The organism is Tritonibacter litoralis (assembly GCF_009496005.1).
Classification (GTDB): Bacteria; Pseudomonadota; Alphaproteobacteria; order Rhodobacterales; family Rhodobacteraceae; genus Epibacterium; species Epibacterium litoralis.
Map to the genome: position 1 here is coordinate 334,663 of NZ_WIBF01000002.1, position 22,878 is coordinate 357,540.

Consider the following 22,878-nt stretch of genomic DNA (forward strand, 5'->3'; position numbering starts at 1 on the left):
ATTCTGTGGCATCGTCAACTGACAGGGCCGAGGCTTTGGGCGCTTAAAGGCGCCCCCACAAGTCGTAATCGCCCGCCTCGTCTACTTCGACAGATACCAAATCGCCAACCTGCAGATTATCGGTATTTTCGTCGATAAACAGGTTTCCGTCGATTTCCGGCGCATCCGCCTTGGTTCGGCAGGTCGCCACGCCATCCTCGTCGATGTCATCAATGATGACCTGCATGCGTTGCCCAACTTTTGCGGCCAGCTTTGCCTCAGAAATCGCCTGGGCAGTCTCCATAAACCGTTCCCAACGCTCTTGCTTAACCTCTTCTGGCACATGATCCGGCAGCGCATTTGAACGCGCGCCATCGACGTTTTCGTATTTGAAACACCCCACCCGGTCCAGCTGCGCCTCTTCCATCCAGTCCAAGAGGTGTTGGAACTCCACCTCAGTCTCCCCCGGGTAACCAACAATAAAGGTCGATCGCAGGGTAATATCCGGGCAGATGCTGCGCCAGGCTTGGATTTCCTCCAGTGTTTTTGCCCCCGCCGCAGGGCGCGCCATGCGTTTCAGCACATCAGGATGGGCGTGTTGAAAAGGAATATCCAAATAAGGCAGCAGCGCATTGTCCGGATCGGCCATCAGCGGGATCAACTCGCGCACATGCGGGTATGGGTAGACATAATGCATCCGGATCCAAAGCTCATCTGCGGGCGCAAGCTTGCCCAGCTCGTGGCTCAGATCCTGGATATGAGAGCGCACCTCTGCCCCCTTCCAAGGGTGGCTGTCGTACTTCCGGTCCAGACCATAGGCCGATGTGTCCTGGCTGATCACCAACAGCTCTTTGACACCCGCATCCACCAGTTTTTCCGCTTCGCGCAGAACCGCATGCACCGGGCGGGACGCCAGCTTGCCGCGCATATCCGGGATAATGCAGAATTTACACTTGTGATTGCAGCCCTCTGAGATCTTCAAATAGCTGAAGTGGCGTGGGGTCAGTTTGACGCCCGATGTGGGCAGCAGATCCACAAAAGGATCCGGTGATGGCGGCACGGTCTGATGCACTGCGTCTAGAACCTGTTCATATTGATGCGGTCCCGTCACTGCCAGAATCCGCGGGTGATGTTCGCGAATGTAATCAGGCTCTGCCCCAAGGCAGCCTGTGACGATGACCTTGCCGTTTTCCTTCAACGCTTCGCCGATAGCATCCAGGCTCTCGGCCTTGGCGCTGTCCAAAAAGCCGCAGGTGTTCACAATAACCGCATCCGCCCCTGCGTAATCGGGTGAGATGCCATATCCTTCGGCTCGGAGCCGGGTCAGAATGCGCTCACTGTCGACCAGAGCCTTTGGGCACCCAAGCGACACCATCCCAAGGGTCGGCTGCCCCTCACGCGGCGCGTCGGACAAAGTGGCTTTCGGGGCAAGGTCGGGGCGTAGCTCTGGCGGATTGCTGGTCATGGGCGCGCGTATAATATGCTGCGGCCCTCATGGGAATGGATGTTTTTTGCAAGGCAGTTCTGCGCAAGCGGCAGATCCAGATTTAACTGGTCTAGTCGTCTTGACCCAAAGCGGTCGCCGCAGAGCCTTTCATCGCCTCTCGCCAGTGTTTACGACAGAGCGACACATAGCTTTCGTTTCCACCGATCTGCACCTGATCGCCATCGGTCAAAATGCGGCCCGTCTCATCCTGACGCACAACCATGGTCGCTTTTTTGCCGCAGTGACAGATCGTTCGCACTTCGCGCATTTCATCCGCCCATGCCAACAAAGCCGCAGAGCCGGGAAACAGCTCGCCGCGGAAATCAACGCGCAGACCATAGCACAGCACCGGGACGTTCAGGTCATCCACAACCTGCGTCAGCTGCCAGACCTGCGTTTTGGTCAGAAACTGCGCCTCATCAATAAAAATCGCCGATATCTGCTGCTTGGCCAAGACCCTCTCGATTCGCGCAAACAGGTCATCCTCTTGGGCAAATGTATCCGCCTCTGCCGCAATACCGATTCGCGATGCAATCTGCCCACCCCCACTGCGATCGTCAAAATCAGCAGTCAAAAGATAGGTTTGCATATTATTTTCGCGGTAATTGTGCGACGCCTGCAGCAACATTGCAGATTTGCCGGCATTCATGGTCGAGTAGTTAAAGTAGAGCTTGGCCATGGCACCGATCTAACGAGCGTTTAGAGATTCTAAAAGCCGCGAGAAGACCAACAACAAGAAATCCTGCAGCTGATTTAAGCCTCAAACATCGCAATGCGCAGGCAGCCCATCGTAAGTCATTGAAAAATAGTGCATTCTAGCCAACTCAATAGACGTTCGCACATTGGGTTAAGCCCGATTCTGCAACACCAGACCTCCCAACAGCGGCACATGCAAAACCACGTGCAGCCAGAATACACCAAACGGCAGACCAATTGCCAAAACAACAGATGCTGCCCACTCACTCATACAGCATCTGCGTCGCAAGCACGGGTGCGCGTATGACACGCATCGCCACTCACCGCCCTACTAAACCCGGTAGGGATGGTCAGATTTTTGCATTTCATTTACACATCAGGAATGGGAAATAACTCTGCGAGTTCCCCAAGAAAGCGGCAACCTCGCAAAGCAAAGGACGAGAATGGCAGATATTGGCGGATATTTAAAAAAGCACACCGAAGCATTGGTGAAAGACGTCGGCATTGAGGCCGCCTGTGAAATTACAGGTAAATCAAAGGCCACGTTAGGGCGTTACTACTCCGAAAATCAGGAGCATTCCGACCGGTTTATGCCGGTGGATTCGGTGGCCCGGCTGGAAGCATCGGCCTCTTACCCGCATGTGACCTCTGCACTAGCTGATCTGCGCAACATCACATTGTCTTATGGCAATGGGCCCAATTGTGCCTCGCGGCCGGGCGGCGTCAATTCTGACGTCATTGCATTGAGCCAGAGGTTCGCAACTTTGATGAGCGAATATCAATCCGCGATCGAGGACGGTATCATTACGGTGAATGAGGCAAAACGTCTCTTGAGGGAAACGGTGCTTTTGCAGCAAGTGTTGCTGGACATGAAGCTGCACCTGGAAGAAGAAAGTGCCTGACCCCAAAACACCCCGCTCTGATCTGCCGGATCTGACCGATCTGCCCTCTGTAACCGCCGAAGCCTTTGCGCCCATTGACGTGGCTGCGCTGGCACCTGCCGGGGATCCCGGCCACGCGCCACGCGTTCTGCTGCTTTATGGCTCCCTACGTGATGTGAGCTACTCTCGTAAAGTCGTCGAGGAATGCGCCCGGATCCTCAAAGCGCTTGGTTGCGAGCCCAAGATCTTTAACCCATCTGGCCTGCCATTCCCGGATGACGAGGGGGCAGCAGATCATCCCAAAGTGGCGGAACTTCGCGAACTGGCGATCTGGAGTGAGGCCATGGTCTGGTCATCGCCCGAGCGCCACGGAACGATGACAGGGATTATGAAAACCCAGATCGACTGGCTCCCTCTGTCTGCCCAAGGTGGAATTCGCCCAACACAGGGCAAGACGCTGGCCGTGATGCAAGTGTCCGGTGGCTCGCAAAGCTTTAATGCGGTCAATCAAATGCGCATATTGGGGCGCTGGATGCGGATGGTGACAATTCCCAATCAAAGTTCCATTCCCAAAGCCTGGCTGGAGTTCCAAGAAGGCGAACGTTTGCCCGAAGGTCCCTTCTATCGCCGGGTCTTCGACGTGATGGAGGAATTGGTGAAATTCACCTACCTCACCCGCAGCCGGAAAGAATACCTGGTAGATCGCTATTCGGAACGGGTGGAGAGCGTGGCACAGACCCACGAACGCGTCTCCAAGCTTTAATTCAGATCGTTTTACCTTGTTGCGCAGACGTGGCGCTCCCGCGCCCGCACAAGTTTCGGCCTGGCCGAAACTTGCTCTGTGCGGCCTTGGGCCTGGCGCCGGGCTTTGCCCGGCGCTGCCTCTCGCAATGGAGACGCGTACCCTTTCCCGCTGGGCCGCATTAAATCAACGGCACCAGCGGTACGCCGTTACATCCAACCAATAGGGTTAATCCAAGTATTCCGACGATCATTCGCATCCCTAAACTCCTTATTTTCAAGTGTTTGACCAACGTCATTGTTATTCATCGGCTCTCGTGCCTGCCACGACGCAGCGCGCCATCGGCGCGCTGCCCTACCCAACGGGAGGCCATGCGTTTTGCGCATGAACGACGGGCGGGAGCATCTCCCTTTTACATGCGCTTACACGATCAAATTCGGCAGATCCCGACCCGCGACAAAGGCTGCAATGTTATCCAATGCCATGTGCCCCATTTGACTGCGCACTTCTTCTGCCGCCGTACCAAGATGCGGTAGCAAAGTAACATTCTCTCTCTGCTTCAACGCCTCTGGAACCTTTGGCTCGAACTCATACACATCCAAGCCAGCGCCAGCGATTTTGCCAGCCTCCAGCGCGGCGATCAGTGCGTGTTCATCGACGACCTCGCCACGGGCAATATTTACAAGAAACGCGGTGTCTTTCATGGCATCCAGGATCTCCGCATCAACCAGATGCTGCGTTTCTGGAGAGGCCGGAACCGCGACAATCAGAAAATCAACAATTTGTGCGAGTTCTTTCGCGTCACGCATCCGTTCAGCAGGAAAGTCCAGATCTTTCTCACTGCGCGCCAGATAGGAGACATCCATACCGAACCCGTAATGACAGCGGCGCGCAATCGCCTGCCCGATACGCCCCATACCCAGAATTCCAACATGCTTGCCACTGACATGCGCGCCAAGGAACTGCACAGGGTGCCACCCCTCCCATTTCCCCGCTCGCACAATCCGCTCACCTTCACCTGCACGCCGTGCGGTCATCAGGATCAGCGTCATGGCAATATCTGCAGTTGCATCAGTCACTGCGCCGGGCGTGTTGGTCACTGCGACGCCTGCAGCCTTGGCCGCTGCTACATCGATGTGATTGTAGCCGACACCGAAATTCGCCAAAAGCTTGCAGCGCAAATCCGCGCCAACGGCCGCAAAAACCTCTGCCGAGAATTGATCCTTGAGTGACGGCATAACAACGTCATATGCCTTCATCGCCTCAATCATTTCCGCGTTGCTCAGAGGAGCTGTTTCCATCCGAACAGTGGCCCCGAACTCAGCTTTGGCGCGCGCCTCAACATCCGCAGTCATGCGTCGCGCAATCAAGACTTTGGTCAATGGAGCCGCCCCCCCAATGGAACGTCTGCCGATACATCCCCGTCAGGACCGATCAGGACGACCTCTCCGTTTTCATCCGGAAGGCCCAGCACCAGAACCTCGGACATGAACTTGCCAATCTGACGGGGTGGGAAGTTCACCACCGCCAAAACTTGTTTGCCTACAAGGGTTTCCGGCTCATAATGGGCGGTGACTTGGGCTGAGGTTTTCTTTTCCCCGATCTCGCAACCGAAATCGATCCACATTTTGATCGCGGGTTTGCGCGCTTCCGGAAAAGCCTCGGCGCGGGTGATGCGGCCGGTGCGCACATCCACTTTTAGAAAGTCATCAAAAGAAATCTCAGCCACGAGACAACTCCTCGGATCGTTTGGTGGCAGCCTCAACTGCCCGCTTCATCAAAGGCGGCATACCGTCCGCGTCATTCATCAACACCTCAAGCGCCGCTTGCGTCGTGCCATTTGGACTGGTGACATTGATGCGCAGCTGGCTGGGGCTGTCCTCCGACGCTTCGGCCAAAGCCCCTGCCCCGGCAACTGTCGCCTTGGCCAATTGCATTGACAGTGCTTCGGGCAGCCCCTGTGCAACGCCTGCCGCTGCGAGCGTCTCGATCATATGGAACACATAGGCTGGGCCCGAACCGGACACACCGGTTACGGCATCCATTTGCGCTTCGTGCTCAAGGCGTGCGACCTGGCCGACAGAGGACAACAGCATTTCCGCCCCATCAAGGTCCGCCGGTTGACACGTATCATTGCCGATGATCGCGGTGATCCCTTTGGCGATGGCCGCTGGCGTGTTCGGCATGGCCCGCACAATGGGCGTTGAGGCCCCAAGGATCTGTTCATAGGTCGCAATCGACGTCCCCGCCGCAACCGAGATAAACAGGGTCTGGCCGCCGCCATAGGATTTCAACGTCGGCAAAGCCTCGGCCATCATCTGAGGTTTCACAGCGATCAGAACGATGGCGGGGCTGGCTGGCAGGGCTTCGTTGATGCGCACCCCTGAGCCAGACAGCCAATCAGATGGAAACGGATCCTGAACCCAGACCGAGGTCGCAGGCAGTCCGCCATCCAGCCAGCCTTTCAACATGGCTGATCCCATTTTTCCGCAGCCCAACAACACCAAGCCGCGGGCCGCGATTTCTGTCATGTGCATGGTTGCCCCTCTCCGTCCATAACTAGGTTTGGGGCAAATCTTTACGCCCGGCCAAAGGCCTCTGCAATGGCGACTTGCATCGCATCTGCGGGTGAGCGTTCACCCCAGACATTCAGCTGAATGGCCGGGTAGTAACGTTCGCAATTGGCGACCGCCATTTTCATCAGCTGATCAATCTGCTGCGGTGTGACCATCTGGCCCCCGCTCAGCAACAGGCCATAGCGATACAGCATCAGTTTGTGATCTGGCCAATAGGTGAACGAGCCGGTCCAGCACTGATCGTTCATCTTGTTGATCAGCTCATAAAGCCCCGGCAGTTTATCCTGGGGCGGGTCCATTTCGAAACTGCAGACCATACGCAGGGTTTCTTCGTAGTCCGACCACGCCAAGGTCAGGGAGTAGGTTCGCCATTGGCCTTCGACAGCCATCGCAATTTGATCATCGGCGATCCGGTCGAAATCCCACTCATGATGTGACGCCAAGTGTTCGACAATATCGATCGGATGGACTTCTTCGAAGAGTTGATGCTCGGAAAGGGACATTGACCCACCTCTCTCGCTTCTAACCTTTGCGGGTGGCAGCCCCCCAACGGTTAGCTTTCTGCTCAATAGGAAGGGGCTGAATGCCGTCTCCCTACAAAATATGGTGAAGTTTAGGGATCGATCTGGCAACCCTTTATTTGGGGATAACTGCAATAACTTGTGGATGACGGCTGTGGATGCGCAAAATGTCGCCCTAGCCGCCTCGCAGCCGCAACAGTTCGTAAAACCGCAATAAACTGACAGATAAATGTCACCAAACCCAGCTAAAGGGCGATTGCACAGCGCAGGGAACAGGGCAGATCCAACCCGCCCTGTTCCACTGGTTTTGGTTTTGGGGCTCAGCGATTGTCGAGCTGTGCGCGCACGGACCGGCGCCCTTTGTCCGAAATCCGATACGGGCTGGAGCAATGCGATTCGATTAACCGTTTGCGACGCAGTTTTGAAAAAACCTCCAGCGTACAGTTCGACAGAACCATACCATCACGGGTAAAACAAAAGACGCGGGTCACCCGCCCGTTTGGCGCGCGCTCATATTGAATACGCCCGCCTTGTGCCAACGCGTGCAACACGCGCTGTTCGTTCTTTGAGATGTTCATTGAAAAAGCCTGTGTCAAACCACAACACATCGCGCCCCGCCCAGTGGCAGGCGGCGCGGTGAAGATCAGCCCCTGAAACTCAGAGGATCAGTTGTGAGCGACACGCTCTAACATCAACAATTCCCATTTTGGGTGCGTTTCCTGCATTTGGTCGCACTCTTGCCAAAAAGACCAGACAATCTGTAGCGGAAACGCCTTCAACCCCAAGCCTGTGACACAGAAGTCACGAATGTATACAGTAGTACACTTCTGACTTTCGGAATAAAGATGATGATCTTCAAAAGTACGCGATTAATCACCATATCGTTATCACAACAAGTATTTTTGAACAAATCAATGAGGTAACCCATGCTTTTTCTACCCATCCTTGGCCTCTTCATTATCGCTGCCGGATTTGCTCTCCGGCGTGCCTTTGATTTTCGTGAAAAGAAGAACCTCGACGGGCTTGTCAGCGTCGCTGGTCTGGGGCTCAAGGCGGCTGGTCTGATGCTCTTTGCCGTTTCAACCTTTAACGGCATGTTTTTCTATGCTGAGCCTGGCTACAAATACCATGTCCGCACCATTTTGGGCGAAGAGAAGATGGTGTCCGACACTGGCTATAACACCTATCTTTTCGGGCGCTACAACGCATGGAAGAATGCGATGTCCGTTCAGGCCTCTACCTCAGGACAGGGGGACGTGCGCGCGGAACGTGACAGCTCCCAGATGAGCGCGAATCTAGCGCCAAAATCGCTGGTGTTCCTGGATCAGGTGGATGCGCTTGTGTCTGCAACGGCACGGTTTGAGCTGCCCTCGGATCAGGATGCCTTCCTGCGTCTGGCGCGACAGTACCGGACGCCAGAAAACCTGTTGCGCACCGAACTTGTGCCCGCTTTTGAAGAAACCCTTGGCGCGAATGCAGCACTGATGTCAGCCGAAGACTACTTCCAAGGCGGCAAGACTGAATTCAACAATGAATTCCAACGCCAGATGGAAGACGGCATTTACCTGGTACGCCGGATTGAACAGCAGGTTCCGACGGATCAGAACCGCACAGGCTCTGCAAATGCCGCACTTGGGACAGAGCAGGAAGAGTTTGGCGAAGACACCAAAACCGTCTTTGTGGTGCAAAAGCTATTGGACAGCACTGGACAGCCGCGCCGCAAAGCGCAGAGCTTTAGCAAATTCGGCATCACCGTCACCTCGGCTCGCGTGACGGATGTGAACCCGAACCAGAAGTTCAAGGACCGGATGGCACTGCGCCAACAGGCGGCGGCTGACCGCGCCATTGCCCGCGAACAGCGGATCCAGGAAGAAGAGCAAAAGCTGTTGGCTGTTGCGCGCGGCGAGCGGGAAGTGGCGGAACGCCAGGCCTCAGCCAAAGTGATCCAGATTGAGCGCACCACCGATGCGGAAACCGAAAAGCAGCTGGCCATTACAGCCGCCGAGCGGGAGCGGGAAGCGGCGCGGATTGCCAAGGAACAGTCCGAGATCCTGTTGGAGAAGGCTCGGATCGATGCCGAAGCCGTTCAGGTTGCTGCTGACGCCGAAGCCTATGCCAAGCGTCAAATCCTAGAGGCGGACAATGCGCTGGCCCAAAAATTGGATGCAGAAGTTGAGATCCAGCGCTTGTGGGCCGATGCGTTTGCCAAGCGGAACGTGCCTACCTATGTCTTTGGCAGCGGCGGCGGGTCCGATGGCGGCGCACCTGTAGGATCCGACGACGAGGCCTCGCGCCTGTTTCAGATCCTGACACTGCAGGCTGCGGAACGTCTGGATTACGACCGCGAGATTGCGGAAGATAAGAAGTAACCACGTCAGAAATGGCGTCCTGAAACGCGCTCCGCAGGGGCGCGTTTTTTGTCTGGTTTGACCCACATCAGAGACCTGCGTTTGATCTGTGGAAAACTGTGCTCCTGTATATAACATCCAGCGTTTTTTGATGCTTTTGAACATCCTCATAATCTCGGTCACGGTGCTATGTGGCACCCTGCTGATGTGGCCTCGTCTGGCACATGCACCTTTGTGGCGTGCAACAATCACTCCGCTGGCGTCGATCATCGGCAGCGGTTTTCTCGTCCTGGGGCCAATCCTGAACGCCTCTTTTGGCGGATGGGCCCCTGTGGTTATGGCCGTGCTGTGCGCGGTTGCCGCGGGTTTCGGGCAGGTGATGGTCTTTAACATCCGCTGGTTAGACCGCGCCCCGCCCCCCGGTCGCATCGACCGTGCATTGGAAGCTGCCAGTGCATGGGCCTTGGCCTTTGCCTATTTTGTGTCCGTTGCCTATTACCTAAACCTATTGGGCGCATTTGCGGTAACGCTCACTGACAGCAATGACGGGTTTCACGCGCGCCTTGTGACCAGCGGGGTCTTTGCCGTCATCTTGCTTGTTGGATGGACCCGCGGCTTTGGCGCATTGGAGCGGCTGGAACAGATCTCGGTTGGGGTAAAGCTGTCTATCATTGCGGGCCTCCTCTTTGCTTTGATTTGGGCCTTTGGCGAGAGGCTGAATACGGGAGCACTTGTTTGGGCCCCACCATCCCAAACCGGCTGGAGCGCGTTGGCGCTTGGGTTCGGGCTCCTTGTCACCGTCCAAGGGTTTGAGACCGCACGTTACCTTGGTGAGACCTATGACGCGGGAATCCGGGTGCGTGCCTTGCGGTTGGCGCAGATTTTGTCGACAGCGATCTATATGATCTACATCTTCTGTCTGACATTCATCTTTGCCCCGGACTCCATGGCATTGGAGGAGACTGCGATCATTTCCCTGATGGCTGCAGTTGCGCCGATCCTGCCCATGTTGCTGATTGCAGCCGCCCTCAGCGCGCAATTCAGTGCGGCTGTGGCCGATACCGCTGGATCCGGCGGTCTGGTGACTGAGCTGACCCGCAATCGCCTGCCTCCGGCAGCAGTCTATGCGCTGCTTACCGGTTTTGGGCTGTGGCTCACGTGGCGATCAGATGTTTTTGAGATTATCACTTACGCCTCGCGCGCATTTGCGGCCTTTTATGGGCTGCAGGCTGTGCTCGCAGCCCATCGCGCCCGTCTGGCGGGTCAACAGGCTTCTGCCCGTTTGTTTGGAGCATTGGCGCTCTTGGGGCTGGCGATGGTGATCTTTGGCACGCCTGTCGAATAAAGAGACCGAAGCAAAAAAGCGCGCCCAAAGCTGGACGCGCCCTTGGGCCTTCGGCCGCAATTGAACTGAACAATCAGCTGTTCAGCTTTTCCTCGATCGCGGTGATGCGCGCCTTGAGGGATTCGTTTTCTTCGCGCGCTTTTTGTGCCATGGCGCGGACCGCATCGAACTCTTCGCGGGTCACAAAATCACGATCTGCCAGCCACCGGTCCACCAAGCTTTTGGCGGCGGTCTCGGCCTCGTCACGGGCCCCCTGGGCCACGCCCATGGCATTGGTCATCAACTGGGAAATATCATCCAGGATCTTGTTACGGGTCTGCATTGTCTTCTCCATGTGAAGCTTGTCCCCTATATGGGCAAGCAAACCGCCGACGGCAAGCCGTTGACTTTGGCCCTGTTGCAAAGGCATGGAACGCATATGCACGCATTGATCCCTTTTCCCGACATTTCGCCCGAGCTGTTCTCAATTTCGTTTGGGGGATTTGAGTTCGCCCTGCGCTGGTATGCCCTTGCCTATATCGCGGGTATCCTGATCGCCTGGAAGCTGGCGGTGATGGCGGTGAAACGCCCTGCGCTGTGGCCCGGTGAAACGGCGCCGATGTCTCCAAAACACGTCGAGGATCTGATCACCTGGATCATTCTGGGTGTGGTTCTGGGGGGGCGTTTGGGGTTTGTCCTGTTTTATCAGCCGTCTTATTACCTGTCTCACCCGCTCGAGATCCTGCGGATCTGGCAGGGCGGCATGGCCTTTCACGGCGGTCTTTTGGGCGTTGTGGCTGCGGCCTGGATCTTTGCGCGGCTTAATAACATTCCCAAACTGCAAATGGCCGACCTGGTCGCCCACACCGTGGCACCGGGATTGCTGCTGGGACGACTGGCCAACTTTATCAATGGCGAACTTTGGGGCCGCGCGACAAACCAACCCTGGGGCGTTGCCTTCCCAGGAGGCGAGGCGCAGAACTGTGGCCAGCCGATTGATGAGCTCTGCGCGCGTCACCCAAGCCAGCTGTATGAAGCCGCACTGGAAGGGCTCGTGCTTGGCGCATTGGTCCTTTATCTTGTCTACCGCCGTCGGGCGTTCTTGCAGCCCGGCTTGGTGGTTGGCACCTTCTTGGCGGGCTATGGCCTGGCGCGATTTATCGTTGAGTTTTTCCGCCAACCGGATGCGCAGTTTATCTCTGCTGGCAACCCCTTGGGACTGGCCTGGCAGATTAATGGCTACGGCCTTACGCAGGGGCAGGCCCTGTCGCTCCCCATGATTGCGCTTGGCCTCTTTTTTGTCTGGCGCGCCCGCAAACATTACAGAACTCAGGCTGTCGCATGAGCCTGCTTGACCATCTGAAATCCCGCATCTTGGCCGATGGACCGCTGTCCATCGCGGATTATATGGCGGAATGCCTGCTGCACCCTGAATACGGCTATTACACCTGCCGCGATCCCCTGGGCGCTGACGGGGACTTTGTCACGGCACCCGAAATCTCCCAGATGTTTGGAGAGCTAATCGGTCTCTCCCTCGCTCAAAGCTGGCTGGATCAGGGTGCGCCCGCCCCTTTTACCCTTGCTGAATTTGGCCCTGGTCGCGGCAACTTGATGGCGGATCTCTTGCGTGCCACCCGCGCTTTGCCGGGTTTTCATGGCGCGATGCAAATCCATCTGGTTGAGGCCTCCCCCACTCTCAGGTCCCTACAACAAAAGGCATTACGTGGGTTTGATGTCATATGGTCGGCGGATGCAGGCGAATTGCCGCAACAACCGCTGTTTATGGTGGCCAATGAGTTTTTTGACGCCCTGCCCGTGCGTCAATTTATCCGCCAAGGCGACGGCTGGGCCGAAAAGCGTGTGGGGCTTGAGGATGAGTGTTTGCAGTTCGGCCTGTCCCAACCAAGCCCGCAGCCTGCCTTGGACCACCGGCTTCAAGACACCGATGACGGCGATTTGGTCGAACATTGCACCATGGCCGCCCCTGTTATGGCAGAGATCTGCGCGCGGATTGCCAACCATGGTGGCGCGGGCTTGGTGATTGATTATGGCGACTGGCGGTCCCTTGGAGACACTTTGCAAGCCTTGCGCGCGCATACGCCCGTTGACCCGTTGGTGGATCCCGGAACGGCGGATTTGACAACCCATGTGGACTTTGAAGCCTTGACAGTTACAGCCGGTGCGGTGGGCTGCGGATTCTCGCGGATCACGCCACAGGGCATTTTTCTGGAACGCCTTGGCATCACACAGCGCGCGCAAAACCTGGCGCAGAACCTCAGCGGCGCTGCACTGGACACTCATATCGCTGCACATCGACGGTTGACGCACCCGCAGGAAATGGGAAACCTGTTCAAAGTCATGGGGCTGTTCCCCAAGACGCAGACACCCCCACCCGGATTGGACATATGACGCTGGAAATTCTGACCTCGGATCTTTTGTCGCCCGCGAAACATGGGTTCTTTACCCGCAAAGGCGGTGCGTCTTCGGGCATATTTTCCGGTCTGAATTGCGGATTGGGATCCAGTGATCAGCGCGAAGTCGTTGCGTTGAACCGCGCACGTGTGGCCGAAGCGATGGGGGTGCAATCCGATGCGTTGATCGGCGTGCATCAGGTCCATTCAGCAGACGTCGTCACGATCACGCAGCCCCAAGGCGACATGCCACGCGCCCGCGCGGACGGAATTGTCACCAACCAGCCCGGGCTGGCCTTGGCAATTTTGACAGCAGATTGCCAACCTGTTTTGTTTCATGACGAAAATGCCGGCGTGATCGGCGCAGCCCACGCAGGTTGGCGCGGCACATTGGATGGGGTTCTGGAGTCCACCATCGATGCAATGGTCGCCCTTGGGGCCCAACGGCAGGCCATTCGTGCTGTTATTGGCCCGTCGATTTCGCAATCAGCCTATGAGGTTGGGCCGGAATTCTTTGACAGTTTCATTTCGCAAGACTCTGAGAACGCACGTTTCTTCCGCGCTGGCGAAGGCGACCGGCATATGTTTGACCTGCCAAAGTTTGGCCTTTCAAAGCTGCAAGCATCCGGCATCGCATCCGCGGAGTGGACCGGGCATTGCACTTATCAAGACGCAGATCGGTTTTATTCCTACCGCCGCACAACCCACGCCAAAGAGGCCGATTATGGCCGTCTGATTTCCTGCATTCGGCTTTAAACAGCGCTTCTGGAAATCTTAACCAAATTAGGCAAATCCAAGTCCCGCACAAAACACATGGGCGAAGTTTGGCCGCAATTTCTGACCGAAATTTGTTCGAAAAAGCGGAAAGATACAAGTTTACCCATATTTCACAGGGCACTAACCCGTGAATTACATCTTGTGAATTAAATGTGACCCTCCCCCTTATTTCCTCTCCTAAGCCACAATCGGGGCACAATGCAGGCCGATAAAGTAAACAACTTGAACTTGTTACAGCAGTAGATTTTAACGAGTTGACTTAGGAGAAGACATGAAAAGCCGTTTTATCAAGTCCGCTATCGTCACGGCCCGGACAATGACATCGCCCCCCGCAAAACCCGCAAAAAAACCGCGCCAATGTAGTGCGACACGCGCTCAAGTCCCAGTTCCCTGCAAAAAATCAGCCTGACAGGAAGCCAATCACCCGCACATAAGCTGCCACCGCTGCGCAAAACCTTACTCAGCATTGAGAGTTTCTCAGAGTTCGGATTTGGAAGGTGACTATTCCTTAGGGTCTTTACCCTACCGTTGAATACAATACAGAGCCGGGCTCGCTGATACCTCTGCATGGACATAGTATACGTCTATGCGCTTCCAAAACTGCCAATCGTCGGTGTTCGCCGGGTTCGAACCCACAAATGGAAGCAAGACCATGGGAAGAGAAGCCAACAGCCCGGCGGGAACAAAAAAGGGTCGTTCATAATGACCATTCCTCATTCGCTGCACCGTGCGGCGGCCAACCTGTTAGACTCGCAGGCCCTGATCCAGGATCCGGCCGCACTGCGAGGTGCGACCAAACCGCAGCTGCGCCGGTTTGACGTGATGAGCCTGCTGCCCAATGGCAACATTTCTGAAACGCGCCATACCGCACCAACTTTGCCGCTGTTTGAACAGGCATTCACCGCCTTTTGTCGCGGATCCTTGGTTGACACGACACAAGGACCCATTGCCGTAGAAGACCTGCTGCCTGGGGATGAGATCGTGGACCTAAACGGCGAAGCCCAAACACTGCTGTGGAAAGGGCGCACCACAATTTTGCCGACACGCCCGACCGCACGCGGTCAAAAACGGCGCCTTATCAGCTTTATGCCCGACAGCCTTGGACTTGCAAAACCAGCGGCCTGCGTTGTCGTTGGCCCTGCTGCCCGTCTGCTGCGTACCCCTGCTCACCTACGCGGCGACGACACCACCGAGGGTCTTTTGACCCCGGTGGGCGAATTTATGGACGGTATGAACATCGTTGAAACCGCGCCACCGACGCCGGTTGAAATGTTCCATTTGTGCCTGCCCCAACACAGTGTGATCCGTGTGGGGGGCTTGCCGTTTGAAACCTATCACCCTGGCCCCGATGCCCTGAAACTGGTCAGCCATGCCATTCGCACTCTGTATCTGAACCTGTTTTCACATATCGAATCGGGAGCGGATTTTGGGCCCCTGTGCCACCCACGGATGGAACAGCCGGGTACAAGCAACGATAAACCGCCTTCGATGGCCTAGCGAAAAAGAGGCTGCGGGCTATTTTCCGCAGCCCGTTTTGCCCCGACATAATCAGGCTTCGCGCGCCAGCCGCTCTTCCAGGGTTTCAAAGGGGACGCCCGGTTGATCTTTGGCACCGCGGATGACGAGCGACGTTTTTACACTGGCGACATTTGGTGTCGTCAGCAATTGCCCGGTTAGAAAGCTTTGAAAAGTCGAAAGGTCGGGTGAGACGCACTTGAGGATAAAATCCACCTCTCCGTTCAACATGTGGCATTCGCGAACCAACGGCCAGCTGCGGCATTGTTCCTCAAAAGCGCTCAGCTCATGTTCGGCCTGGCTCTCCAGACCAACCATTGCAAAGACTTGCACCTCGAACCCAAGATCCCGCGCGTTCACATCCGCATGGTAGCCACGGATCAAACCGGCCTCCTCCAGCGCACGCACCCGCCGCAGACATGGCGGAGCAGAGATACCGACTCGTTTCGCCAGCTCCACGTTGGTCATCCGACCGTCAGCCTGCAACTCCGACAAAATCATGCGATCGATCGGATCCAGTCGCGTTGTGACCATGTTCATGCTCCCGTAAAATCAGTTTTGTTATAGCAACCCGGCCCGCTGGCGCAATATTATTTCACAACCGAGCAGCATTATTCTTTTTCCGTAAAAGCAAGAACAAAAACACTAGCAACCTGTCAATGGTGGGACGTTAGTCTTTGCACCATCTGAGGGGTTTAAGCAAACGCAGGCGGCAGCTATATGCATCCTCGACCAACGGCAAGCCCGTTTTGCCATGCTATTTGAGGATTTCAAATGTCTGAGACACGCCACACCAAGGTATTGATCATCGGCTCGGGACCTGCGGGCTATACTGCAGGGGTTTATGCGGCCCGCGCTATGCTGGAACCGGTTCTGGTTCAGGGCATGGAGCCCGGCGGTCAGCTGACCACGACCACCGAAGTCGAAAACTATCCGGGTTTCACCGAAGTGCAAGGCCCCGACCTGATGGTGAAGATGCAAGAGCACGCAGCTGCCATGGGCTGTGACATCGTTGGCGATCTGATCACCTCGCTCGACACCACGGTGCGCCCGTTTGTGGCCAAAGGCGACAGCGGCACCACATACTCAGCCGACGCTGTGATCCTGGCCACTGGCGCGCGCGCCAAATGGCTGGGTCTTGAGTCCGAGGAGAAGTTCAAAGGTTTTGGCGTTTCCGCCTGTGCGACCTGCGACGGTTTCTTCTATCGCGGTCAAGAGATCGTGGTGATCGGCGGCGGCAACACCGCCGTTGAAGAAGCGCTGTTCCTGACCAACTTTGCTTCCAAAGTGACCTTGATCCACCGCCGGGACGAGCTGCGGGCCGAGAAGATCCTGCAAGACCGCTTGTTCAAAAACGAAAAAATCGAAACCCTGTGGTTCCATGAGCTGCACGAAGTCTACGGCAGCGACACTCCGCTGGGCGTGGAAGGTGTCAAAGTCAAGAACGTCAAAACCGGCGAAATCAATGACCTGCCCTGCAAAGGCGTGTTTGTCGCCATCGGTCACGCACCCGCAACCGAACTGGTCAAAGACGTGCTGGACCTGCACAACGGCGGCTATGTCTCTGTCAAGCCAGGTTCAACCGAAACCTCGATCCCCGGCATTTTTGCGGCGGGCGATCTGACCGACCACAAATATCGTCAGGCTGTGACCTCGGCCGGTATGGGCTGTATGGCGGCTCTGGATGCTGAACGGTTCCTGGCCGAACAGGAATAATCCATTCCTTCTGACCACATTTTCCAGGGGCGGCTTCATCTGGGCCGCCCTTTTTCTATTTTGTGTCCAAATGCTTCAAGATCTGCGTCTATTTCAATGCGTCACAGGATTGGAACGCAAAGTGACTTGACCGCCGCCGCCCTTCCCCACAGTTATGGGGCAGTAAAAGTGGAGGGGTCTTTGGCTGAGCAATTGTGGCAGGGCGACCGGGTTACCAAATTTCGGATCATTTCTGGCCTGATCCTTTTACTGTATGCCTTCCTGCATTTCGTAAATCTGGGCTTGGGTTTGGTGTCCTATGAATGGATGGATGCCATGCAGGATGCACGCACCTATGTGACGCGCAGCTTACCAGGGTCTGTGATCCTGGGTGCAGCGCTTCTGGGGCATGCTGGCCTTGCGTTTTACGGTCTGATTCAGCGTCGAACCCTGCGGATGCCTTTTCACCAATGGTTTCAAGTTGCCTTGGGCCTTGTGATCCCTTTACAGCTTATGGGTCATATCATCTTCACGCGCTATGCCCATGAGATCCATAACGTGAATGATGAATTTGGCTATATGATCCTGTTGATCTGGGGCAGTCAATCCGCCTGGTATCAGGCTGCATTGCTTGTGGTGGTTTGGATCCACGGCAGCATCGGAATGCACCATTGGCTACGCCTGACACGATGGTGGCGGCCGTTGACGCCCTACGCCATTGGCGCCGCAGTGTTTGTGCCCCTTTTTGCACTTACCGGTTATCTGTTTGAAGGGCGCCGTTTGACTGAACTCGCGTATGAAGATGGGTTTGGACCCGAAATGCGCGCAGATTTCAACTGGCCCGACGCGGCAGCGCGCAGCGAAATGATCCAGCTTTTGAACTGGTCAGAACAAAGCTACTGGATCCTTTTGGCAGCCCTGGCTGGTATCTATCTTGTACGCCGCATGCTACGCCGCCGCCGGGCCGTCAAAATACGCTATATCGACGGCCCGACCGTGGATGGCGACCGCGGCATGACGCTGTTGGAAATGTCGCAAACCCATGGTGTGCCCCACACGGCGCTGTGCGGCGGCAAAGGGCGTTGCACCACATGCCGGGTGGTAATCGAAGAAGGTGCAGATACGCTGCCGCCTCCTTCGCTGGCAGAGACACGCTCGCTGCAAGCGGTCAAGGCTGAGCCGAACATGCGCCTGGCCTGCCAGATCCGCCCGGACCAGCCCATCACAGCCTATCGTGTCTTTCGCCCCAAAGGAGGGCGCAACCGGGCCCATGCCAGCCAGGGCGAAGAGCGCCAGATTGCCATTCTGTTTCTGGACATGCGTGGGTTTACCCAGCGCACGGCCGGTTTGTTGCCCTATGACGTTGTGTTCCTGCTGAACCGGTTCTTTGACGCCATCGTGCCTGAAATCACCCGCACCGGTGGGAATGTCGACAAATACATGGGGGATGGGCTGCTGGCCGTGTTTGAAACACCTGATCCCCGGTCGTCGGCACGGGCCGCGCTGGCAGCGGTGTGCGGGATCTCCGAAGCGCTTGAGAAATTCAATGCGGCACTGGAAGCTGCCGGGGACACGCCGGTGAAGATCGGCATGGGGCTCCACTTGGGACAGGTTGTTGTGGGTGAAATTGGCAGCGGCTCCAAAGCGCCCCGCACCATCATCGGCGGAACTGTGAATGCCGCCAGCCGGCTTGAGGCGATGTGCAAAGAGTTGGCGGTGGAGCTTCTGGTGTCGGAAAGTCTGCTGCGCGCGGCCAATATCACGCTGGCAGGGAAAGAAATGCGTACCTTTGAACTGCGCGGTGTGGCGTTGCCCGTACGCGCCTGGCCACTCAAATCCGCGACGCGTTTGCGTGGAGAACTGCCCCAAACCGCCTAATTGTCACCCATTTGTTTCACAAACATCGACTTCCAGGCGCTTTGGAAACACATTTCATCTGAAATTCGTAAAATACCCATAATCTCGTCCCAAAGCTCATGAAAAAGGCCGAACAGGGGTCTTGATGCGCGAGCAGAAGCACATCTTGTCCTTTTTACATTGGTGTGGTGGACATCAACGTCCTGTTACCTGTATGCCCCCAACTGGAAAAGGCACCTCCCTTTACCAATTCTGCGAGAACGATGAGAGAATTCGCATGTCCACATTGAGTAACTTGGCTCCCATTCCGGAGCTATATGTATCGTATGAGTCCGCGCAAAAGCTGAAGGTTGAGGCCGCAAGCCTCAAAAGCCATGACCTGAGCCCGCGCCAGATTTGTGACCTGGAACTTTTGATGAACGGCGGCTTCAATCCGCTGAAAGGCTTTCTGAGCGAAGCCGACTATAATGGTGTTGTTGAAAACATGCGTCTGGCAGACGGCCAACTGTGGCCAATGCCGATCACGTTGGATGTGTCTGAAGACTTTGCGCAATCTCTGGAAATTGGCGAAGACATCGCTTTGCGCGACCAGGAAGGTGTAATCCTGGCCACCATGACCGTGACCGACCGCTGGGAGCCGAACAAATCGGTCGAAGCGGAAAAAGTATTTGGTGCCGATGATATCGCGCACCCGGCGGTGGATTACCTGCACAACCAAGCAGGCAAAATCTATCTGGGTGGTCCTATCACCGGCATCCAACAGCCGGTACACTATGACTTCCGCGCCCGCCGTGACACGCCGAACGAGCTGCGTGCCTATTTCCGCAAGCTGGGCTGGCGCAAAATCGTTGCGTTCCAAACCCGCAACCCTCTGCACCGCGCACACCAGGAACTGACCTTCCGCGCCGCGCGTGAAGCCGAAGCAAACCTGCTGATCCACCCCGTGGTCGGCATGACCAAACCCGGTGATGTGGACCACTTCACCCGCGTTCGCTGCTATGAGGCGGTTCTGGACAAGTATCCGGCGTCCACCACCTCCATGTCGCTGCTGCCGCTGGCCATGCGTATGGCTGGCCCGCGTGAAGCGGTCTGGCACGGTCTGATCCGTAAAAACCACGGTCTGACCCATTTCATCGTTGGCCGCGACCACGCGGGCCCCGGCAAAAACAGCCAGGGCGAAGATTTCTACGGTCCTTACGACGCGCAGGAACTCTTCCAAGAGCACGAAGAAGAAATGGGCATCAAAATGGTGCCGTTCAAACACATGGTCTGGGTTGCGGAACGCGCGCAATACGAAGCCATCGACGAGATTGAGGACAAGGATGACATCACCATCCTGAACATCTCGGGCACCGAGCTGCGCCGTCGTCTGGCGGAAGGCCTGGAAATCCCGGAATGGTTCTCCTTCCCGGAGGTTGTCTCGGAACTGCGCAAGACCAAGCCGCCGCGCGCCAACCAGGGCTTCACCGTCTTCTTCACCGGTTTCTCCGGGTCCGGCAAGTCCACCATTGCAAACGCTTTGATGGTCAAGCTGATGGAAATGGGCGGCCGTCCGGTTACCCTGCTTGACGGTGACATCGTTCGTAAGAACCTGTCATCCGAGCTTGGCTTCTCAAAAGAGCACCGCGATCTGAACATCCAGCGGATCGGTTATGTTGCTTCTGAAATCACCAAAAACGGTGGTATCGCGATCTGCGCGCCGATTGCTCCTTACGCCACCACACGCCGTCAGGTCCGTCAGGGCATTGAACAATATGGTGCGTTTGTCGAAGTGCACGTAGCAACCTCCATCGAGGAATGCGAACGCCGCGACCGCAAAGGCCTGTATAAGCTGGCGCGTGAAGGCAAAATCAAAGAGTTCACCGGTATTTCGGATCCCTATGACGTTCCGGAAAACCCAGAGCTTCGCGTTGAGACCGAGAATGTCGATGTCGACAACTGCGCACATCAGGTCATCCTGAAACTGGAAGCCATGGGCCTGATCAAAGGCTAACGGCATCCACAACACCTTCATTTGGCCCGCCAGTTTTGGCGGGCCAATTGCGTTATAAGGTATGAAATAGGAACAATTGGAATTAGCGAAATCGGTTCAAAAACATATCGTTAAATCATTGACAATCAATTCGCATTAATCAGGGCGGGCATCTTGTTTGGATACCATGCCCAGTTTTATCGTCATATGTTCCTGTGTGTTTACTATGCTCCTCGCGCCTCTATTGGCGCTTGCCAGCGCTCCCTCTCCCACAATTGGTTCACCGGCTTTGGTGATCGTTCCGCCTTGGGTCAACGCAACACAGCTTGCGCAGACGGCTCAGGTGGCGCAGCTGCTCTCGTCGAGCGCTCCGATGGGGGCTTTTGTGGTGCCCACCAACGCAGAAGATGTGACGCGTCTCTTAGAAAACGGCGCGTGGTTTGTCATCGATGGTAAAAGGATCGCAGAGTTTTGCGCCATTTAACGCCTTCCCCTTCACATCAACCCCAAGGGTTGTTTGCGTCCGAAAAATTCTTGCAACAGGCTGTCAGCTGGCTGTTGCTTCCGGTTCCCACACTCGCTGCACTGTTTTTCGGTGGTGGGCTGCCCTGGACCGTTTTTGCAGGTCTAAGCGCCGGGTTGACGCTGCTCAGCTTCCTGGCAACACGGTTGGATAAACAATCCCACGACTTTCTGCTTAGCGCGTGTTTGGTGGGCCATTGTATCTTGATCACTGCTTCACTGGCGGGTCACCCGTGGCAGATGGACACCCATATGCTGTATTTTGCGGTTTTGGCGATTGTGTCGACGCTGGGCAATCCAACGGCCCTTCTGCTGGCGGCAGGCCTGATTGCCGTCCACCACGTCAGCCTCAGCTTCCTGCTGCCGTCCCTTGTGTATCCAGGCGGCGATATGGTTGAGAACCTCACCAGAACAGTCATTCACGCAGTTATTGTTGTTCTGGAAACCGGTGTTCTTCTGCTGAGCCTACGCAAAAAGAACGCAGCCGATATGGCACTGGCCATGCAACAAGATGCGGTTCAAGAACAGGCCGAAGCCGCCGAACGTGCAACACGTGATGCAAACCAAAACAAAGAAGAAGCAGAGCATATCGTTGGGCTGCTGAGCGACCGCCTTGGCGCGTTGGCGCAGGGCCGATTGGATTGCACGATCACCGAGGATTTTCCCCATGCCTACCGCGGTTTGAAATCCGATTTTAACAACACCATCGAAAAAATCTCTGACACCATCTCTGGCGCGCTGGATAAAACGCGGGCGATCAATGATGGCGCAAATGGGATTAGTCAGGCGTCCGAAGACCTGTCGATGCGGACCGAGAGCCAGGCAGCGACCTTGGAGCAAACTGCCGCGGCCCTGGAGGAGTTGACGTCTTCTGTACGTGCAGCGGCATCAGGCGCACGCGGCGTCGAAGAGACCATGCGCACCGCACGTACCGAGGCCGAAGACTGCAGCCAAACTGTCAAAACTGCCGTTGAGGCGATGAACCGGATCGAAGCATCCTCGGACAAGATTGGTCAAATTATCTCGGTCATTGATGACATTGCATTTCAGACCAACCTATTAGCGTTGAACGCGGGCGTCGAAGCGGCCCGTGCCGGTGAAAGCGGTCGTGGCTTTGCGGTTGTAGCCTCCGAAGTTCGTAGCCTGGCGCTGCGCTCTGCGGATGCGGCAACAGAGATCAAAGCGCTGATTTCCGAAAGCTCCGAACAGGTTGGTGAAGGCGTCGAACTGGTGGACAAAGCTGGCACCTCGATTGCCTCAATCACCGAGCGGGTTAGTGAAATATCTGGTTTGATCGGCGACATCGCCACCGGAGCCGCCGAGCAATCGACCGGTATCAGTGAATTAAACAGCGCCGTGAGCCAATTGGATCAGGTGACCCAGAAGAACGCCGCCATGGTCGAAGAAGCCACAGCCGCCGGTCAGATGCTGTGCGACGAAGCCAATCAGTTGAATGGTCTGATGGGTTATTTCTCGGGCGTCTCACATACGTCGAACACCCACGCGGCCTGACGCCACCGCTGTGTGTAACTATCAAAACGCCCGCCTTTTGGCGGGCGTGTTACATTTGAGCCGA

General features: G+C 56.2%; 22 protein-coding genes. 13 read left to right on the forward strand and 9 right to left on the reverse strand.

All coding sequences use genetic code 11. The features are described 5' to 3' along the window. Positions 1-43: 43 nt before the first annotated feature. Together rimO and GFB49_RS05835 are read right to left on the reverse strand one after the other, a co-directional pair. A complete protein-coding gene (gene rimO / locus GFB49_RS05830; RefSeq protein WP_153214898.1) occupies positions 44-1,444 on the reverse strand; it encodes a 30S ribosomal protein S12 methylthiotransferase RimO in 1,401 nt (466 codons plus the stop codon). Positions 1,445-1,535: 91 nt separating this feature from the next. Next, positions 1,536-2,144, reverse strand: a complete 609-nt coding sequence (locus GFB49_RS05835) for a thymidine kinase (RefSeq protein ID WP_153214899.1) — start codon at positions 2,142-2,144, stop codon at positions 1,536-1,538. 460 nt (positions 2,145-2,604) lie between these two features. On the opposite strand from GFB49_RS05835, the gene GFB49_RS05840 reads away from it, so the two are divergent. Next, entirely contained in the window at positions 2,605-3,063 is a 459-nt protein-coding gene (locus GFB49_RS05840; RefSeq protein WP_153214900.1) for a hypothetical protein, read from the forward strand. After that, a complete protein-coding gene (arsH, locus tag GFB49_RS05845) occupies positions 3,056-3,805 on the forward strand; it encodes an arsenical resistance protein ArsH (protein WP_343032482.1) in 750 nt (249 codons plus the stop codon). The genes GFB49_RS05840 and arsH overlap by 8 nt, the downstream gene beginning before the upstream one ends. A 401-nt stretch (positions 3,806-4,206) precedes the next feature. Here the strand turns inward: arsH and GFB49_RS05850 are convergent, their stop codons facing one another. From GFB49_RS05850 to GFB49_RS05870, 5 genes are all read right to left on the reverse strand, one after another. Further along, positions 4,207-5,139, reverse strand: a complete 933-nt coding sequence (locus tag GFB49_RS05850; protein ID WP_153214901.1) for a 2-hydroxyacid dehydrogenase — start codon at positions 5,137-5,139, stop codon at positions 4,207-4,209. Positions 5,140-5,162: 23 nt separating this feature from the next. After that, positions 5,163-5,513: a tRNA-binding protein gene (locus GFB49_RS05855; RefSeq protein WP_343032483.1), complete on the reverse strand. Its 351-nt coding sequence runs from the start codon at positions 5,511-5,513 to the stop codon at positions 5,163-5,165. Further along, the gene (gene proC, locus GFB49_RS05860; RefSeq protein WP_153214902.1) at positions 5,506-6,321 is read right to left on the reverse strand and encodes a pyrroline-5-carboxylate reductase; all 816 of its coding nucleotides are present in this window, start codon (positions 6,319-6,321) and stop codon (positions 5,506-5,508) included. The genes GFB49_RS05855 and proC overlap by 8 nt, the downstream gene beginning before the upstream one ends. A 41-nt stretch (positions 6,322-6,362) precedes the next feature. Further along, positions 6,363-6,863 (reverse strand): type III secretion system chaperone family protein, encoded by a 501-nt coding sequence (locus tag GFB49_RS05865; RefSeq protein ID WP_153214903.1) that lies wholly within the window; start codon positions 6,861-6,863, stop codon positions 6,363-6,365. Positions 6,864-7,201: 338 nt separating this feature from the next. Beyond that, positions 7,202-7,459: a YjhX family toxin gene (locus tag GFB49_RS05870; protein WP_153214904.1), complete on the reverse strand. Its 258-nt coding sequence runs from the start codon at positions 7,457-7,459 to the stop codon at positions 7,202-7,204. 348 nt (positions 7,460-7,807) lie between these two features. Here GFB49_RS05870 and GFB49_RS05875 point away from each other — a divergent pair, with 348 nt between their 5' ends. Both GFB49_RS05875 and GFB49_RS05880 read left to right on the forward strand, forming a co-directional pair. Next, positions 7,808-9,250, forward strand: coding sequence for an SPFH domain-containing protein (locus GFB49_RS05875; protein ID WP_214644942.1), 1,443 nt, complete (start codon positions 7,808-7,810; stop codon positions 9,248-9,250). 130 nt (positions 9,251-9,380) lie between these two features. Further along, on the forward strand, positions 9,381-10,574 hold the full coding sequence (locus GFB49_RS05880; protein WP_153214905.1) for a hypothetical protein: 1,194 nt from the start codon (positions 9,381-9,383) through the stop codon (positions 10,572-10,574). Between the two features lie 73 nt (positions 10,575-10,647). On the opposite strand, the gene GFB49_RS05885 is transcribed toward GFB49_RS05880, so the two are convergent. Further along, complete coding sequence (locus GFB49_RS05885; protein WP_153214906.1) at positions 10,648-10,896, reverse strand: accessory factor UbiK family protein; 249 nt, start codon at positions 10,894-10,896, stop codon at positions 10,648-10,650. A gap of 96 nt (positions 10,897-10,992) precedes the next feature. On the opposite strand from GFB49_RS05885, the gene lgt reads away from it, so the two are divergent. The 4 genes from lgt (at position 10,993) to GFB49_RS05905 (ending at position 15,238) form a co-directional block, all read left to right on the forward strand. After that, positions 10,993-11,898, forward strand: a complete 906-nt coding sequence (gene lgt, locus GFB49_RS05890; RefSeq protein WP_153214998.1) for a prolipoprotein diacylglyceryl transferase — start codon at positions 10,993-10,995, stop codon at positions 11,896-11,898. Beyond that, positions 11,895-12,962 (forward strand): class I SAM-dependent methyltransferase, encoded by a 1,068-nt coding sequence (locus GFB49_RS05895; protein ID WP_153214907.1) that lies wholly within the window; start codon positions 11,895-11,897, stop codon positions 12,960-12,962. The genes lgt and GFB49_RS05895 overlap by 4 nt, the downstream gene beginning before the upstream one ends. Further along, entirely contained in the window at positions 12,959-13,720 is a 762-nt protein-coding gene (gene pgeF / locus GFB49_RS05900; RefSeq protein WP_153214908.1) for a peptidoglycan editing factor PgeF, read from the forward strand. The genes GFB49_RS05895 and pgeF overlap by 4 nt, the downstream gene beginning before the upstream one ends. Before the next feature lie 723 nt (positions 13,721-14,443). Further along, positions 14,444-15,238 carry a Hint domain-containing protein gene (locus GFB49_RS05905; protein ID WP_153214909.1) on the forward strand — a complete coding sequence of 265 codons (795 nt, stop codon included), beginning with the start codon at positions 14,444-14,446 and terminating at the stop codon, positions 15,236-15,238. A 51-nt stretch (positions 15,239-15,289) separates the two neighbouring features. Here GFB49_RS05905 and GFB49_RS05910 read toward each other — a convergent pair whose 3' ends face one another. Then, positions 15,290-15,790 carry an Lrp/AsnC family transcriptional regulator gene (locus GFB49_RS05910; RefSeq protein WP_153214910.1) on the reverse strand — a complete coding sequence of 167 codons (501 nt, stop codon included), beginning with the start codon at positions 15,788-15,790 and terminating at the stop codon, positions 15,290-15,292. Positions 15,791-16,030: 240 nt separating this feature from the next. Here GFB49_RS05910 and trxB point away from each other — a divergent pair, with 240 nt between their 5' ends. The 5 genes from trxB (at position 16,031) to GFB49_RS05935 (ending at position 22,814) form a co-directional block, all read left to right on the forward strand. Next, complete coding sequence (trxB, locus tag GFB49_RS05915) at positions 16,031-16,972, forward strand: thioredoxin-disulfide reductase (protein WP_153214911.1); 942 nt, start codon at positions 16,031-16,033, stop codon at positions 16,970-16,972. Between the two features lie 180 nt (positions 16,973-17,152). Next, positions 17,153-18,829, forward strand: a complete 1,677-nt coding sequence (locus GFB49_RS05920) for an adenylate/guanylate cyclase domain-containing protein (RefSeq protein WP_153214912.1) — start codon at positions 17,153-17,155, stop codon at positions 18,827-18,829. A 256-nt stretch (positions 18,830-19,085) separates the two neighbouring features. Beyond that, positions 19,086-20,801 (forward strand): bifunctional sulfate adenylyltransferase/adenylylsulfate kinase, encoded by a 1,716-nt coding sequence (locus tag GFB49_RS05925; RefSeq protein ID WP_153214913.1) that lies wholly within the window; start codon positions 19,086-19,088, stop codon positions 20,799-20,801. A 166-nt stretch (positions 20,802-20,967) separates the two neighbouring features. Then, complete coding sequence (locus GFB49_RS05930) at positions 20,968-21,264, forward strand: hypothetical protein (RefSeq protein WP_153214914.1); 297 nt, start codon at positions 20,968-20,970, stop codon at positions 21,262-21,264. A gap of 50 nt (positions 21,265-21,314) precedes the next feature. Beyond that, on the forward strand, positions 21,315-22,814 hold the full coding sequence (locus tag GFB49_RS05935) for a methyl-accepting chemotaxis protein (protein ID WP_343032484.1): 1,500 nt from the start codon (positions 21,315-21,317) through the stop codon (positions 22,812-22,814). Positions 22,815-22,878 lie beyond the last annotated feature (64 nt).

What these genes read in the sequence shown, in the direction of transcription:
- GFB49_RS05880 (WP_153214905.1), top strand. Translation starts at nt 9,381, where the DNA reads ATGCTTTTGAACATCCTCATAATCTCGGTCACGGTGCTATGTGGCACC.
- GFB49_RS05925 (WP_153214913.1), top strand. Translation starts at nt 19,086, where the DNA reads ATGTCCACATTGAGTAACTTGGCTCCCATTCCGGAGCTATATGTATCG.
- GFB49_RS05835 (WP_153214899.1), bottom strand. Translation starts at nt 2,144, where the DNA reads ATGGCCAAGCTCTACTTTAACTACTCGACCATGAATGCCGGCAAATCT.
- trxB (WP_153214911.1), top strand. Translation starts at nt 16,031, where the DNA reads ATGTCTGAGACACGCCACACCAAGGTATTGATCATCGGCTCGGGACCT.
- GFB49_RS05910 (WP_153214910.1), bottom strand. Translation starts at nt 15,790, where the DNA reads ATGGTCACAACGCGACTGGATCCGATCGATCGCATGATTTTGTCGGAG.
- GFB49_RS05930 (WP_153214914.1), top strand. Translation starts at nt 20,968, where the DNA reads ATGCCCAGTTTTATCGTCATATGTTCCTGTGTGTTTACTATGCTCCTC.
- GFB49_RS05870 (WP_153214904.1), bottom strand. Translation starts at nt 7,459, where the DNA reads ATGAACATCTCAAAGAACGAACAGCGCGTGTTGCACGCGTTGGCACAA.
- GFB49_RS05850 (WP_153214901.1), bottom strand. Translation starts at nt 5,139, where the DNA reads ATGACTGCGGATGTTGAGGCGCGCGCCAAAGCTGAGTTCGGGGCCACT.
- GFB49_RS05840 (WP_153214900.1), top strand. Translation starts at nt 2,605, where the DNA reads ATGGCAGATATTGGCGGATATTTAAAAAAGCACACCGAAGCATTGGTG.
- GFB49_RS05875 (WP_214644942.1), top strand. Translation starts at nt 7,808, where the DNA reads ATGCTTTTTCTACCCATCCTTGGCCTCTTCATTATCGCTGCCGGATTT.
- GFB49_RS05885 (WP_153214906.1), bottom strand. Translation starts at nt 10,896, where the DNA reads ATGCAGACCCGTAACAAGATCCTGGATGATATTTCCCAGTTGATGACC.
- rimO (WP_153214898.1), bottom strand. Translation starts at nt 1,444, where the DNA reads ATGACCAGCAATCCGCCAGAGCTACGCCCCGACCTTGCCCCGAAAGCC.
- pgeF (WP_153214908.1), top strand. Translation starts at nt 12,959, where the DNA reads ATGACGCTGGAAATTCTGACCTCGGATCTTTTGTCGCCCGCGAAACAT.
- proC (WP_153214902.1), bottom strand. Translation starts at nt 6,321, where the DNA reads ATGCACATGACAGAAATCGCGGCCCGCGGCTTGGTGTTGTTGGGCTGC.
- GFB49_RS05865 (WP_153214903.1), bottom strand. Translation starts at nt 6,863, where the DNA reads ATGTCCCTTTCCGAGCATCAACTCTTCGAAGAAGTCCATCCGATCGAT.
- GFB49_RS05895 (WP_153214907.1), top strand. Translation starts at nt 11,895, where the DNA reads ATGAGCCTGCTTGACCATCTGAAATCCCGCATCTTGGCCGATGGACCG.
- lgt (WP_153214998.1), top strand. Translation starts at nt 10,993, where the DNA reads ATGCACGCATTGATCCCTTTTCCCGACATTTCGCCCGAGCTGTTCTCA.
- GFB49_RS05905 (WP_153214909.1), top strand. Translation starts at nt 14,444, where the DNA reads ATGACCATTCCTCATTCGCTGCACCGTGCGGCGGCCAACCTGTTAGAC.